The sequence below is a fragment of the Brachybacterium tyrofermentans genome, from assembly GCF_014897585.1.
In the GTDB taxonomy this organism is placed as follows: domain Bacteria; phylum Actinomycetota; class Actinomycetes; order Actinomycetales; family Dermabacteraceae; genus Brachybacterium; species Brachybacterium tyrofermentans.
Genome location: NZ_JABUXW010000008.1, coordinates 139,467 through 154,697, shown reverse-complemented (window position 1 = coordinate 154,697; position 15,231 = coordinate 139,467). Strand labels below are relative to the sequence as shown.

The window sequence follows — 15,231 nt, the reverse complement described above, 5'->3', positions numbered from 1 at the left end:
CGCAGACCCCTGGAGGGGAGCCGTGACGAGGGTTTGTGCTGAGCCGTTCTCCCCTGACTTTACATAACGTACATTATCGGCGTTGCCCGGAGAGGGAGGTTCGGCCATCTGTAGGGTGCTGACATGACGACGGCGACAGCTCCCGGAGCAAACTGTGTGCGAGCCCTGCTCGGCCTCATGGCGACTCTTGCCGTGACAGCCGCCGGAGCTGCCGCTGTTGGGCGTCAGGACGTCTCACTCGTCCTGGGCTTGTTCGAGGCCGACGTCGTGTGGATCGGAATCCTTGCTGTCAGCGTCCTTCTGCATGTCCGTGGGGTGCCGGTGCTGGACGGCTGGCGGGACATCGTGCAGAGCGTGACGCCACGGCCGGTTCGTCGCGCCGTCGCGGCCGAGGTTGGCTGCCTGGTCTCACTCGCTCGAGTCTCCCTGCGGCGTCCACCCCTGATACCGAGCGGCGCTGAGGCCTTTCCGGCTCGGGAGGGAACGTTGGCGATCACGCTCGCGTTCGGCGTCGTCACACTCGTCGAGGTAGCTGTTCTGCACCTCGTGCTCCCCTGGCCCACTCTCTCTGTGGCATTGACGCTGATCAGCGTCTACGGGCTGCTCCTGCTGCTCGGAGTGATCGCCTCGAGATGGGATCATCCGCACTACGCGACGTCCATGTCGCTCGTCCTGCGCAACGGTACGCACGTCGTCGCCGATATCCCCTATAGGGACATCAGCTTCATCGTCCCGGTTCGGGACGGGACCGTCGTCGCCCCGACGATCGCTGACGGGATCGCGCGGCTGGCGACGATGAACGGATGCCAGGTCGCCGTCGGCCTGGCCTCTCCTCGCCGCATCGCTCTCACCGCGAATGGACGCGACAGAAGCAGCGTTGTGCACGAGATCCGGTTCGCCGCCGATGACGCCCCAGAGGTAGTCAGCGCCCTCGACGCGCGACGCCGATAACCCGGTACACCAATCCCGTCAGGACGGCCGACGCAGATCCAACCGCTGCGGCAAGGCCGTGAATCCCGCCGATATATAGGTCGCGACCGCTGCGGCGTTGGCGCTCGGTGTGGCAGCTAGAGCCCGTGAGGCACCGAGCTCGCGCAGCATCGCCAGCCCGGCTCGTGTGATCGCCGGGCCGTATCCGTGGCCCCGATACTCACGACCCACACCCAAGGGCTCGATCAGTCCGGCCTGCCGAAGACCCGCCGACCAGATCGTCGTTGCGGCGACGGCTGTTCCCTTCGCATCGAGCGCTAGCAGGCAACGTGAGTCCCCGGCGCCCGGCGCGATCCGCATGGTGTGCCAGTGCTCCTCGGTGAATCGTGAGCCGTCGAATGATTGGCGGTGCACCGCGGCGCGCGTTCCTGCGAGCTCCGGGCCGACGACCTCGACGCGCAGCCCGGGATCGGCGATCGACGCGTCCAGATCCCTCTCCAACGGAGTCCAGGCCTCGTCGGTCGCCCATCCGTAGCTCAGGAGCGCGTCGCGGAGCCGAGCTCCGTTCGGCACCTCCACGCAGGCTGAGGTTCCGGCCAGCACGCCGCTCCCCTGATCCCCCAGGTCTTGTACCAGTACATGAGTGAGGTGGTCGTCCTGCTGCGCCGTCGGAGCGATCGCCAGGCGCAGCAGCTCAGGCCCGTCGAGCATCCCGATCGCCAGGAGCTCACCGGCCAGGCTCCAGGTGCGCACCGCCGCAGCGGTGGCGTCGGACCCCTGCTGCAGGTGCCAGCCGAGGTCTCCTGGGTGGAGCTGCATCGGCGAGCCGTCGGTCTGCCAGCTCGCGAGCGTGCGCACGACCTCCGGGAGCTCGTCGGCACACGGGGTGCTCAGGCGCGGTGACATGCCCTGATCTCATCGCGCTCCGTCGGCGGCGGCAACTGATTTTCCGATGAGCGCGATGAGACCGGGCGCCAGGGCCCTCAGGCCGCAGCCGTGTGCGGGTTCGGGGTGCCGCTCCCCCGCCCTGCCAGGACGAAGAACGTGCCCGAGATCAGCACGCCCACGACCATCGTGACCGCCATCGGCAACGAGGACTGGGTGCCGGCGATGCCCACCAGCGGGGCGGCGATCGAGGCCGAGAACGAGAAGCCCAGACCCAGCATCGCCGAGCCGGTGCCGGCGAACTCACGGGCCTGGTCCGAGGCCAGGGCGCCGCCGTTGCCGAAGATCATGCCCTGGGGCGCGACCGTGAAGAAGAACGCCGGCAGCACGATCCATGCCGGAGTGTCCAGGAACAGGCTGCCGATCAGCAGCGAGAAGCTCGCGATCGTCACGAGGATCAGGCCCACCCGGATGAGCTTGCGCGGATGGATCGTGCGCGTGAGGCGGGCCGAGAGCAGCGAGAGCGCCATCATGCCGCAGGAGTTGATCGCGAAGCTCACCGAGTACTCCGTCGAGGTGAAGCCGAGCATCTCCTGGACCACGAAGGACGATGCCGAGACGTAGGCCATCAGCGCGAACGCCGAGAAGGCGTTGACCAGCATGTACGCGACGAAGGTGCGCCGGTGCAGCAGGGTGCGGACGTTGCGCAGGAAGGTCCGGAATCCCCCGGCATGGCGCCTGGAGACCGGCAACGATTCCGGGATCAGGAAGATCACCCCGATCAGCGAGATCAGGGACATCACAGCGATGACCAGGAAGATCTCGCGCCACTGACCGAAGACCAGGATGATGCCGCCCAGCAGCGGGGCGACGATCGGGGCCACGCCGCCGACGCCCTGCATGATGTTCATGATCCGGAACAGCTCGGGGCCGTCGGTCAGATCGATGAGCACGGCGCGGCCCAGGACCATGCCGAAGCCGCCGCCGATCCCCTGGATCACGCGCAGCACCAGCAGGATCTCGGCCGATGGGGCCAGGGCGCAGCCGATCGAGGCCAGCAGGCACAGGATGATGCCGATCAGGAGCGGTGCGCGTCGCCCCATCCGGTCCGAGAGCGGGCCGGCGACGATCTGGCCGCTCGCGGTGCCGAGGAAGAACGCGGTGATGGTGAGCTGCATCCGCGAGGCCGTGGTGCCGAGGTCGTCGGCCACCTCCGGGAAGGCGGGGATGTACATGTCGGTCGCGAGCGGACCGATCGCGCTGAGCGTGGTGAGCACGACGATCACCAGCACGGTGACCTTGCTGCGCGTGCGGCGCAGCTCCTCCTCCGTGGGAAGGTGGGCGAGGTCGTGGTCGGCGGGGTCCTCCATTACGGGGATGGCGCCGGTGATGGTGGGTATCGACCCGGTCTGGGTCGGGAGGGAGCCGGTCTGCGTGGGGACGGAGCCGGTGGAGGTCAGGGGCTCATCGCGATCGTCATCGCGTCGGGGATCTGGTGCGGCGGGAGCCACGGGGGTCCTTTCAGGCGGTCATGGATCGAGCCGGGCGGATCACGCGGATCGCGCCCGACTCGATCGGACCATCCTAGGGACGTCGTGAGCGTTCACGGAAGGGGCGGCCCCGGACTGGGACGGACACGTCCCGGATCAGGCGGTGGCCGCGTCGGCCAGCCGTGCCTGATAGGTCGGATCCGTGCGCTTGAGCCACCGGATCACGGCGGAGGTCACCGGGATCATCGCGTACTGCACCGCGACCTTGTAGACGAAGCCGAGGATCGTGTACTCGGCCCACTGCTCGAGGGTCGTGATGCCGATCGCGGTCGCCGCGATGGAGCAGAAGATGATCGTGTCCACCAGCTCGCCCAGGCCGCTCGAGGTGAACAGGCGGGCGATGAGCCCCCTCTCCCCCGTGCGCCGCTTCATGCGGCTGACCACCAGGGAGTTCAGGGTCTGCCCGGCGAGGAAGCCGGCCAGGCCGGCGAGCACCACGATCCAGACGGGCCCCAGGGCCAGCTCGAGGGCCTCCTGCTTGGCCAGGCCGTAGTCGTCCGGGAACGGCGGCAGGGCGATGATCACCTGATAGCAGATCGAGGCCAGGATGCTCACGGCGAAGGAGGTGAGGATCGCGCGGCGAGCGGCGCGCGGGCCGTACAGCTCGGTGACGATGTCCCCAAGCACATAGGCGAGGGGGAAGAGGAAGAATCCGCCGTCGGTGAGGATCTCGAATCCGGTGCCGGGAACCGTCCCGAAGCTGACGCCCTTCGCAGCGCCGATCCCGGACAGCACGACCACGGTGACCATGGCGGCGAGGAGGATGTCGAAGTGAGAGGCTCCCCGGTCGGCGTAGACGGCGCCGGCCGGGCCTCCAGAGGTCGAGGCGGTTCGGGGGGCGGATGTTCTGGGTGTGTTCACCGGGGCAGGGTACACAGAATGCAGGCCGTGCAGAGGGCCGGGCCCTCGTCGACGTGACGAGGACCCGGCCCTGTGCGGATCAGGCGGTGCGCGGTCTGCTCAGATGCCGATCGCGTGGTAGTCCCCGTCGGAGACGAAGCTCTCGAACTGGGACTCGGAGCCGTGCCAGAGGTTCGAGTCACCGGCGAAGGGACCCGAATCCGAGTACTGCCACATCTCGTAGGCCCACCAGCGGCCCGGCAGGGTGGTCGGCGCGCTGCTGCTGTAGGACGCGAGGAACAGCGGGGAGTTGACCGGGGTCCAGTCCCCCACCACGTCGTTCCACCAGTGGAGGTTCGTGTAGAGGACGGGCCGACGCCCGACGCTGTCCCGGTAGCGAGTGGAGAACGCCATGATCCAGTTCCGCATCTCCTGCTGGCTCAGCCCGTAGTCGCGAGGCAGTCCGGAGTAGGCCTCGAAGTCGACCATGCCCGGCAGCGTGATGCCGTCGTCGGACCATCCCCCGCCGTTGTTGAGGAAGAAGTCGACCTGCTCCTCGGGGCCGCCGGAGTCGGGGCGGGCGAAGTGGTAGCCGCCGCGGACCAGGCCGGCATTGCCGGCGCCGCGGTACTGCTGGTTGAAGGCGGGGCTGCGGTAGGACCGACCCTCGGTGGCCTTCACATAGGCGAAGCGAGAGCCGAGGTCCGCCTGGGCGGACCAGTCGATCTCTCCCTGCCAGCCGGAGACGTCCTGTCCGTAGAGGCCGGCGGCGTTCGCCGCCGGGGTCGCGACGGCGGCGGCGCCGGTGCTCAGTGCCGCGGCACCGAGGACACCCCCGCGCAGGACGGAACGGCGCGACGCACCGGATGAGGTGTCGGGAGTCGAGTCGGGGGCGGGAGGAGGGGCGAGATGGCGTGCACGGTAGGGACGCATACGTGTCTCCTGGGGAAGAGGGAAGCACAGTGCGACGGACGCCACACCACGCACACCGTACGCAGAGACGCCTTTCTCCGTGGGTCGACACCTATCCAATGCGGCGTGTCGCGGCAAAACGGACAAGCCCGACGGAAGGGTCGCGTCGGCGGCGCAGGTCCCGTGCGTGTCTCGCGCGATCAGTGCGCGCGCGGCTCCACGAAGGCGCGCAGCGTGCCCAGGATCGTCGTCGCGGCGAGCTCGGTGATGTCGCGACCGTCCATCTGCTCGCGCACCATGAGGTCGACGAAGACTCCCACGAGCAGCTGGGCGAGATCCTCGGGCGGCAGGAGGGGGCGGTCGCCGTTCTCCTCCATACGGGTGCTGAGGAGCTTGCCGATCTGGTCGCGCAGGCGCTCCCGCTGCACGGCCAGCTCGGCCCGCATCGCCTCGTCGCGCAGGGAGCGCGCGATAGCGTCGGAGTAGAGGAGGTACCACTGGCGGCCGAACGGTCGGATGCCCTCGAACACCGCGACCATGATCGTCGCGTCGTCGATCTCGGAGAGGCTTCCCGGCGTGCTCCCCTCGGCGTGGGCCGCCGCGAGCGCGGAGGCCACGGAGGTGTTCGCGATCTCGAGCATCTCCTCGGTGACGGAGGCGAACAGCGCCGAGAAGACCTCCTCCTTGGTGGAGAAGTTCGAGTAGAAGGCTCCCCGGGTGAACCCGGCCGCCCGCACCAGGTCGTCGACGGTCACGCCGTCGATCCCCTTCTCGACGAAGACGTCGAGCGAGGCCCGGACCAGCTTGGTACGGGTGTTCTCCTTGCGCCGGGTGCTCGCGGACTCGGGCAGCGGCTCGAACAGATCGGTCATGGTTCCTCGGTGGCTCAGGCGTCGGTCAGGGCGGTGGGGTGGTCAAGATCTCACGGTTCCCCGTCATCGTGTCTTGCCCTCGCGTGACTCCACAGTATGCCATCGATACACTGTTGTATCGAATACGGGATCGTCGTGGATACGCGAGTGCATCGTCTCTCATGGTCCGTGACCCGACCATTCGCCGCTCATCCGCTGTGCCCGCCCTGGAGGTCGCGTGTCCTCGTCCCTGTACCGACTCGGTCTGCTCATGGCCTCCCTGCGCTGGAAGATCATCGCTCTCTGGATGATCCTGCTGATCGCCCTCGGCGCCCTCGCCGTGGGGCTCGGCGGCACGTTCTCGTCGGACATCGAGATCCCCGGCACCGAGGGGCAGCGTGGCATCGACAACCTCGCCAACCGCTTCCCCGAGATGGGCGGTGCCTCCGGCCAGGTCGTCCTGGGATCCGAGGACGGTGCCGAGATCGGCGAGCACCGCGACGAGATCGAGGACCTCATGGCGCAGATCGCCGACGTGGACGGAGTGGCCGCGGCCCCCTCCCCCTTCGACGACGTCTCCCCCGGCACCCGCAGCGACGACGACTCGGCGATCATCGCCCAGTTCCAGATGGACGGTCAGGTCGGCACCTTCCCCGAGGGCTCCCTCGAGGAGATCGAGGGGCTCGTCGACGCCGCCGACTCTGCCGACGGCGCTGACCTGAGCGCAGACATCGGCGGCCAGGTGCTGCAGAGCTCCGAGGTGCCCTTCGGCGCCGGCGAGGTCGTCGGCATCGTCATCGCCCTGCTGATCCTCGCGATCGTCTTCCGCTCCTTCGTCCCCGCCGTCATCCCGATCGTCACCGCGCTCGTCGGCGTCGGCATCTCCATGCTCGCCGTGATGGCGCTCGCCGCCGGGGTCGAGATCCCGTCGGTCACCACTGCTCTGGGCGCGATGCTCGGCCTCGCCGTCGGCATCGACTACGCCCTGTTCATCCTGTCCCGCCACCGCGACCAGCTGAGCGCCGGGGAGGACGTCCGGGAGTCCATCGGTCGGGCCCTGGCCACCTCCGGCAGCGCCGTCATCTTCGCCGGCCTCACGGTGATCGTGGCCCTGGTGGGCCTGTTCGTCACCGGCATCCCGTTCCTCACCATCATGGGCGTCGCGGCCGCCGCGACGGTCGCCCTCTCCGTGGTCGTGGCGCTGACGATGCTGCCCGCCATCATGGGCGTGCTCGGCGAGCGGCTGCGCCCCCGGAAGGTCCGCGCCCTGATGGCCCAGAACGACGGCGTGCTGCCCGAGCCGGACCCCGAGCAGCCCCGTCGGCGCTCCTTCGGTACCCTCTGGGTGCGGGTGGTCACGAAGGTCCCCGCGCTCACGATCCTGCTCGTCGTGCTCGGCGTCGGCGCCCTCGCGATCCCGATCAAGGACCTCGAGCTCGCCCTGCCGGACCTCGGCACCGAGCAGCCGGGCACCCCCGCGCGCGACACCTACGACCTCGTCGCCGAGGAGTTCGGCCCCGGATACAACGGTCCCCTGCTGCTGACCGCCGACATCATCAACACCACCGACCCGCTCGGCGTGGTCGAGGATCTGAAGGCCGACGTGGAAAGCCTGGACCACGTCAAGGAGATCCAGATGGCGACCCCGAACCGGGGCGCCGACCTGGCCGTCGTGGTCGTCATCCCCGAGGGCGGACCCACCGACCAGTCCACCAAGGACCTCGTGCACGAGCTGCGGGACAGCGCCGCCGGATGGGAGGAGGAGTACTCGATCTCCGACGTCACCGTCACCGGCGCCACCGCGGTGGGCATCGACGTGACCGACAAGCTCTCGACGGCCCTTCTTCCCTTCGGCATCTTCGTCGTCGGCCTCTCCCTGATCCTGCTCGCGATGGTGTTCCGCTCCGTGTGGGTGCCGATCAAGGCCTCGCTGGGCTACCTGCTCTCGGTGGCGGCCGCCTTCGGCGTCACCGCGATGGTGTTCGAGTACGGGTGGTTCAACGCGCCGCTGTCCGTGAGCGTCAACGGCCCCGTCGTCGCCTTCATGCCGATCATGGTCATGGGTGTGCTCTTCGGCCTCGCGATGGACTACGAGGTCTTCCTCGTCTCCCGGATGCGCGAGGAGTTCACCCGCACCGGGGACGCGCGCGCGTCCATCGAGAAGGGCTTCACCGCGAGCGCCCCCGTGGTGGTCGCCGCCGCGCTGATCATGGTCTCCGTCTTCGCCGGCTTCGTGACCTCCGGCTGGTTCATGCTGCAGCCGATCGCCGTGGGCCTGGCCGTCGGCGTGCTGGTGGACGCCTTCGTGGTGCGCATGACCCTGGTCCCGGCGGTCCTCGCGCTGCTGGGTTCACATGCCTGGTGGCTCCCCGGCTGGCTGGACCGCGCCCTGCCCAAGGTCGATGTCGAGGGCGAGGGCCTGCACGCCGTTCTCGAGCACCGGCACTGGACCCAGGAGCACGGAGCCCACGCGCTGCGCCTCGAGGACACCGTCGCTCCCGTGGTCGGCGAGAAGGGCACGATCGGCCCGCTCACGGGGTCCATCCCCCCGGGCTCCCTGCTCGTGGTGCGCTGCGCCGACGACGCCGCCCGGGGCGCCTTCCTCGCCCTCGCCGCGGGTCGGCTCGAGCCCGACTCCGGCCTGCTGGCCGTGCACGACCGGCTCGCCCCGGATGACCTCGGGGCCATCCAGGGCCGCGCCCACTGGATCCCCGCCGGGGCCGACGTCGCCGCCCGGCTGCGGGAGATCCCCGGCCGCCGTCTGTCCACCGCCGTGATCGTCGTCGAACGCCTCGAGGATCTCGCCCACAGCGCCACCAGCATCGACGACACCCTCGTCGAGCGGCTCGACGCCCTGCTCGAGAGCGGGGCCACGCTCGTCGTGGGCTCCCGTCGGCCCGACGTCTCCGACGCCGAGCGCCTGCTCCGGGACTCCCTGCGCGACCCCCGCCGTCTCTCGGCCCTCGCTGTCCAGCGCTCCACCGCCTCCGTTCCCGAAGGAGCCCTCGCATGACCCGCCTGACCCACCCCCGCACCCTGCTCGTGGTGCTCCTCCTGCCCCTGCTGGTGGTCGGCGCCGGACTGTGGGCGCTCAGCGATCGTGTGGACCGGCTCGACACCGTGCCGGCCGCCGTGGTGAACCTCGACGAGGGCGCGGAGATCACCGACGCCGACGGGGAGACCCAGACGGTGCCGCTCGGCCGCCTGCTGGCCGGCTCCCTCACCCAGCCCGGCACCGTCGAGGGCACCGACGCCCCGGAGACTACCGGCTTCGACTGGCAGCTGACCTCCGCCGATGACGCGGAGCAGGGGCTCGCGGACGGCTCCTACTCCGCCGTGGTCGTGATCCCGGAGGACTTCTCCGCCGAGCTCACCACCATCGGGACCACGGAGGCCACCCCGGCGATCCTCCAGGTCACCACCAACGACGCGAGCGGACAGATCAACGCGCTGGTCGGCACCGCGGTCGCCGACGCCTCGGCCGCGACCACCGGCGGGCAGATGGCGAAGCAGTACCTCGACGGACTCTACGTGGGCTTCAACGACCTCCACGACGGCTTCTCCGACGCCGCTGACGGCGCCGACCAGCTCGCCGAGGGCACCACGGAGCTCGAGGATGGCACCCAGGGCCTCGCCGACGGCACCCGGGAGCTGGCCGACGGCGCCACCCTGGCCGCCGACGGCGCCGAGGAGTTCTCCGGCGGCGTCTGGAGCCTCGCCGACGGCACCCGGCAGTCGGCCGACGGCTCCCGACAGCTCGCCGACGGCCTCGACCAGCTCGCCACCGGCACCGATGACGCGGCGACGGGCGGCGGCGACCTCGCGACCGGTCTCGACCAGCTCGCCACCGGCGCCGAGGACCTCTCCACCGGCGTGGACGGCCTGCAGACCGGCATGACCGGCACCGAGGCCGAGCCCGGGCTCCTCGACGGCGCGGAGCAGCTGGCCGCGGGCGTCGAGGGCGACGGCACGGCCGAGAACCCCGGCCTGGTCGCCGGCTCCGACCAGCTCGCCACCGGCGTCGAGGACTTCGCCGACGGCGTCTCCCAGGCCGGAGCCGCCGTCTCCGGCGACGGCACCGAGCAGAGCCCCGGCCTGGTCCCGACCGCGCAGAGCGTGGCCGACGGCGCGGTGGAGCTCGGCGACGGCGCTCAGCAGGCCGCGGACGGCCTCGACGGCACCGCGGAGCAGCCCGGCCTCGTCCAGGGCGCCGACGGCGTCGTGCAGTACGCGGACGGCCTGCAGGGCATCCTCGAGGGGGACGGCAGCGCCGAGAACCCCGGCATGCGCGAGCTCGCCGCCCAGATGGACGCCACCGCCGATTCCCTGCTCGCGGAGGATCCCGAGGATCCCACCGCGCTCGCCCTGAAGCAGCAGGTCGCCGGGATGCAGGGCTACGTCGACGGCGTGGACACCACGCTCACCGGCGACGGCACCGCCCAGAACCCGGGCCTGGTCCCCACCGCCCAGGGCGTCGGGGACGGCGCAGGCGCCGCCGCCGAGGGGGTCCAGCAGATCGCCGACGGCCTCCAGGGCACGCCGGAGCAGCCGGGCCTGGTCCAGGGCACGCAGGGCGTGGTCACCTACGCCGAGGGCGTGGAGACGGCGTTCACGGGCGACGGCAGCTCCGAGAATCCCGGCCTCGTGGCCGGCGCCGATCAGCTCGCCACCGGTGCCCGCGCCAGCGCGGACGGCGCCGGCTCTCTGGTGACCGGGGTGACCGGTCTGCGCGACGGCCTCCAGCAGTACGCCGACGGCGTCGACCAGCTCGCCGACGGGGCCGACGACCTCGCCACCGGCGCCCGGGCCAGCGCCGACGGCGCCGGGGACCTCGCCACCGGGCTCGACGACCTGGCCGCCGGCACCCGCACCTCGGCCGACGGCGCGGGCGATCTCGCCGACGGCAACGACCAGCTCGCCGCCGGCGCCACCGAGCTCGGCTCCGGGGCGGATCAGCTCGCCGACGGCAGCGACGAGCTCGCCACCGGGACCGGCGACCTCGCCGACGGCAGCGAGGAGCTCGCCTCCGGCACCACCGAGCTGTCCGACGGCACCGATGACCTCGCGACCGGCCTGCGCGACGGTGCCGACGGGGTCCCCACCTACACCGAGTCCGAGCGGACCCGCATGGCCGAGATGGCCTCGAACCCGGTGGAGACCGAGGCGACGCGGCAGAACGAGGCCAACGGCGCCTCCACCGCCACCTTCCCGTTCGTCGCGGCGCTCGCGCTGTGGCTGGGCGCCTTCGCGAGCTTCCTGCTGCTGCCGGCCCTGTCCCGGCGCCTGCTGGACCGGGCCGTGCCGATGGGCCAGGTCGTGCTGCGCTCCCTGGCCCCCGCACTGCTCATCGCGGTGGTGCAGACCATCGCGGTGCTCGCCGTGCTCACCGCCGTGGGCATCTCCCCGGTGTCCCCGCTGACGGTGGGCGTGGTCGCCCTCGCCGGCGCCGCGATGTTCGCCGCCCTGCACCAGGCGCTGATCACCGTGCTGGGCGAACGCATCGGCCGCATCATCTCCATCGTGCTGATGGTGCTGCAGGTGGTGACCCTGGTGGGCATCCTGCCGCTCGCGACCGCTCCCCCGCTGCTGCAGTCCGTCAGCGCCCTGCTGCCGCTGCCGATCGTCACCCAGGGGCTCGTGCACGCGGCTCTCGGCGGCTCGCTCGTGTCGACCTCGAGCACGCTGCTGGCGATCCTCGCCTGGGGGGCGATCTCGCTGGTGGTGACCCTGGTGGCCTCCCGTTCGGCCCGCCGCGCGGATCTCTCTCCCGAGCGGATGGCGACGGGCACGGTGCCCGCGGCCGCCTGACCTCCATGCTCACTGAAAGTCCCTGGACCGGCCCGCCGCGGCCAGGTCCAGGGGCGCGACGTCGTCGGCGACGAGGTTCACCGCCCCGCTGCGGTTCTCCACGATGCCGCGCAGCACGATCGCCCGGGCGGTGCGCAGCAGGGCCCGGTGGCGCACCCAGAACCCCTGTGAGCACACCACGTTGAGGATCCCGGTCTCGTCCTCGAGGCTGAGGAAGGTGACGTTCCCGGCGGTCGCCGGACGCTGCCGGTGCGTGATCACGCCGCCCACCCGGATCCGGCTGGAGTCCTCCGCCTCCCGGGTGCCCTGGATCGAGAGCACCCCGCCCTCCGTGAGCTCCTCGCGCAGCAGCACCATGGGGTGATCGTCCAGGGTGATCCCGGTGGCCCAGGCGTCGGCGGTCGCGAGCTCCGCCTCGCCCATCCCCGGCAGCGTCGGCGCCTGCGCGCCCACGGCGAGGTGAGGCAGCGTGTCCGGGGACTCCTGAGCAGCGGCCCCCGCGGCCCACAGCGCCTGCCGACGCGAGGACGCGAGCGCATCCAGCGCCCCGGCCGTCGCCAGCGCCTCGAGCTGGCGGGCGCTCAGCCGCACCCGTCGGGCGAGGTCCGGGACCGAGACGAAGGGACCGCCCCGCTCGCGCTCGGCGATGATCCCGTCGGCCGTCTCCGTGCTGATCCCCCGCACCTGGTCCAGACCCAGCCGGATCGCCGGACCCCGCGCGGCTGCCTCCCCCTGGACCTGCGCGCGCGGCGGATCCACCCGGTAGCCGGCGTGCTCCTCGTCGGTCTCCAGATCGGAGCGGGCCCTGCTGCGCAGCACATCGGGCCCGCGGGTGAGCACGCCGTGACGGCGGGCATCGGCGACGAGCGACTGCGGCGAGTAGAAGCCCATCGGCTGGGCGCGCAGCAGCGCCGCGGTGAACGCCGCCGGATAGTGGCACTTCAGGTACGAGCTCGCATAGACCAGGTACGCGAAGGAGTAAGCGTGGGACTCGGGGAAGCCGTAGTTGGCGAAGGCGAGCAGCTTGCGGTGGACCGCGTCGGCGTCCTCCCCTGTGATGCCGTGGTTCGCCATCCCGGTGAACAGTGCATCGGAGAGCTCGAGCATCTTCTGGGTGGAGCGCTTGGAGCCCATCGCCCGCCGCAGCTGGTCCGCCTGGGCAGGGCTGAAGTCGGCGACGTCGACCACCATCTGCATCAGCTGCTCCTGGAACAGCGGGATCCCCAGGGTGCGGCCCAGGGACTTCTCCAGCAGCGGATGCAGGAAGGTGACCTCCTCCTCCTTGTTCCGGCGGCGGATGTACGGATGCACGGACCCGCCCTGGATCGGCCCGGGTCGGATCAGCGCGACCTCCACCACCAGGTCGTAGAACTCGCGTGGTCGCAGCCGGGGCAGGGTGGAGATCTGCGCGCGGGACTCCACCTGGAACACCCCCACGCTGTCCCCCTCGCACAGCATGTCGTACACGGCTTCGTCCTCCTGCGGCAGGGTGCGCAGCTCGAAGTGCTGCCCGTGATGCTCGGCGACGATCGTCAATGCATGGTCCAGGGCGGTGAGCATCCCCAGCCCCAGCAGGTCGAACTTCACCAGGCCGGCGTCGGCGCAGTCCTCCTTGTCCCACTGCAGCACGCTGCGGTCCGCCATCGCCGCCCACTGCACCGGGCACACCTCGATCACCGGCCGGTCGCACAGCACCATGCCCCCGGAATGGATGCCGAGATGGCGCGGGGCGTCCCGCAGCTGCTTCGCGAGGTCGACGACGTCCGCGGGGATGTCGGCCTCGGCGAGTGAGGAGAAGGACCTCTCGATCCGCTTGGAGAAGGCGTCCTGCGCCCCGGGGTCGTAGCCGAGCGCCCGGGCGGCGTCGCGCACCGCGAGCTTCGCCCGGTAGGTGATGACGTTGGCGACCTGCGCGGCGTTCTCCCGCCCGTAGCGGGCGTAGACGTGCTGGATGACCTCCTCGCGTCGGTCCGAGGCGATGTCGATGTCGATGTCCGGCGGGCCGTCCCGCTCCGGCGCGAGGAAGCGTTCGAACAGCAGATCGTGGCTGACGGGCTCGACCGCCGTGATCCCCAGCGCATAGCAGACGGCGCTGTTCGCGGCCGATCCGCGCCCCTGGGCGAGGATCCCCACCCCGGCGCAGAAGTCGACGATCTCGTGGACGATGAGGAAGTAGCCGGGGAAGTGCAGGTCGATGATGACCCTCAGCTCGTGGTCGATCTGCGCCCAGGCCCCGGGGATCCGCTCGGGCCGCTCCGGGGCGGGCCTCGGCCCGTAGCGCTCGCGGCCCTCGATCTCCACCAGCTCCACCAGCCAGCTCGCCTCGTCGTGCCCGGTGGGCACCGGGAAGGGCGGCAGGTCCGGGGCGAGCAGGCGCAGGTCCAGCGCGCAGTCCCGGCCCAGCCGCGCGGCCGCGGCGATCGCGGCGGGATAGCGCGGCAGCAGCTCGGCCATCTCCTCCCCGCTGCGCAGGTGCGCGGGCCGGGAGGACAGGTACGGGTCGGCGTCGACCAGGGGCACCCCGGCGCGCAGCGCGGCATGGGTGTCGGCCAGGCGCTTGTCGGCCGGTCGCGCGTAGTGCGCATTCGTCGTCGCCACCAGCGGCAGCGAGATCTCGTCCAGGCCGTGGTCCTCGCGCACCAGGCGGGCACCCTGGGCGAGGGCGTCGTGGAGCTCATCCGCCTCTCCCCCGCCGCCGGCGACCAGCTCGACGGCGACGTTCCCGGCCCCGAACAGCTCCAGCAGGCGGGTGATGGCGCCCGCCGCGGCATGGGCGGCGGCCTCGAGGTCACCGTCGGCCAGGTGCGCGGCCGCCGCCCGGGTCACGGACCCCTTGCGGCAGCCGGTGAGGATCTGCCAGCGCCCCTCGCGGGCGAGCCGGGAGAGCTCCGCGAGCCGATAGCGCGGGACCGCCTTCTCCCCGCTGTCGAGGTGGGCGCGGGCGATCGCGGCCGAGAGCTGCCGGTACCCGTCCGTGTCGCGCACCAGCACCAGCAGGTGCTCCCCCTCGGGGTCGGGGATGCCGGTGCGGGGCGCGGAGACGACCGGGGTGGCGCTCGCGGCGTCGGCCCCCGGCTCGAGCCCGAGGGTGAGCTCGGCCCCGAACACGGTGGCGATGCCCGCCTCCCCCGCCGCACGGGCGAAGCGCACCGCCCCGGGAAGACCGTCGTGATCCACCAGGGTGATCGCGCCCAGCCCCAGTCGGGCGGCCTGCTCCACCATGTCCTCGGGGCTCGAGGCGCCGTCGAGGAAGCTGAAGTGCGAATGGGCGTGCAGCTCGGCGTAGTCGACGGTGCGCGCAGGCCGGTAGGCGTCGTCGGCGACCTTCCCGGTGTGCTCGATGACGATCGGCGGGGCGACCAGCTCGGCGGGACGGTCCGAGAGGATCGCCTCGATGTCCTTCCACGCGGGTGGGCCCAGGAACCAGCCGGCCATCAGCGTCTCCCGTCCCTCGA

At 71.2% G+C, this 15,231-nt stretch carries 9 protein-coding genes; 3 read left to right on the top strand and 6 right to left on the bottom strand.

Features of this window, described 5'->3' with window-relative positions; genetic code table 11:
- Positions 1-123 precede the first annotated feature (123 nt).
- Positions 124-951 (top strand): hypothetical protein, encoded by an 828-nt coding sequence (locus INT49_RS07885; protein ID WP_193117174.1) that lies wholly within the window; start codon positions 124-126, stop codon positions 949-951.
- Positions 952-969: 18 nt separating this feature from the next.
- Here the strand turns inward: INT49_RS07885 and INT49_RS07880 are convergent, their stop codons facing one another.
- The 5 genes from INT49_RS07880 to INT49_RS07860 form a co-directional block, all read right to left on the bottom strand.
- A complete protein-coding gene (locus tag INT49_RS07880; protein ID WP_193117173.1) occupies positions 970-1,836 on the bottom strand; it encodes a GNAT family N-acetyltransferase in 867 nt (288 codons plus the stop codon).
- 77 nt (positions 1,837-1,913) lie between these two features.
- The gene (locus INT49_RS07875; protein WP_319021550.1) at positions 1,914-3,326 is read right to left on the bottom strand and encodes a multidrug effflux MFS transporter; all 1,413 of its coding nucleotides are present in this window, start codon (positions 3,324-3,326) and stop codon (positions 1,914-1,916) included.
- Between the two features lie 135 nt (positions 3,327-3,461).
- Positions 3,462-4,226, bottom strand: a complete 765-nt coding sequence (locus INT49_RS07870; RefSeq protein WP_193117172.1) for a queuosine precursor transporter — start codon at positions 4,224-4,226, stop codon at positions 3,462-3,464.
- A gap of 99 nt (positions 4,227-4,325) precedes the next feature.
- Positions 4,326-5,138, bottom strand: coding sequence for a GH25 family lysozyme (locus INT49_RS07865; RefSeq protein ID WP_193117171.1), 813 nt, complete (start codon positions 5,136-5,138; stop codon positions 4,326-4,328).
- Between the two features lie 179 nt (positions 5,139-5,317).
- Positions 5,318-5,989: a TetR/AcrR family transcriptional regulator gene (locus tag INT49_RS07860; RefSeq protein WP_193117170.1), complete on the bottom strand. Its 672-nt coding sequence runs from the start codon at positions 5,987-5,989 to the stop codon at positions 5,318-5,320.
- 217 nt (positions 5,990-6,206) lie between these two features.
- Between INT49_RS07860 and INT49_RS07855 the strand changes: the two genes are divergently transcribed.
- A complete protein-coding gene (locus tag INT49_RS07855; RefSeq protein WP_193117169.1) occupies positions 6,207-8,981 on the top strand; it encodes an MMPL family transporter in 2,775 nt (924 codons plus the stop codon).
- Positions 8,978-11,776 carry a YhgE/Pip domain-containing protein gene (locus INT49_RS07850; RefSeq protein ID WP_193117168.1) on the top strand — a complete coding sequence of 933 codons (2,799 nt, stop codon included), beginning with the start codon at positions 8,978-8,980 and terminating at the stop codon, positions 11,774-11,776. Before INT49_RS07855 ends, INT49_RS07850 begins: the two co-directional genes overlap by 4 nt.
- A gap of 9 nt (positions 11,777-11,785) precedes the next feature.
- On the opposite strand, the gene INT49_RS07845 is transcribed toward INT49_RS07850, so the two are convergent.
- A complete protein-coding gene (locus tag INT49_RS07845) occupies positions 11,786-15,211 on the bottom strand; it encodes an error-prone DNA polymerase (RefSeq protein WP_193117167.1) in 3,426 nt (1,141 codons plus the stop codon).
- Positions 15,212-15,231: the final 20 nt, after the last annotated feature.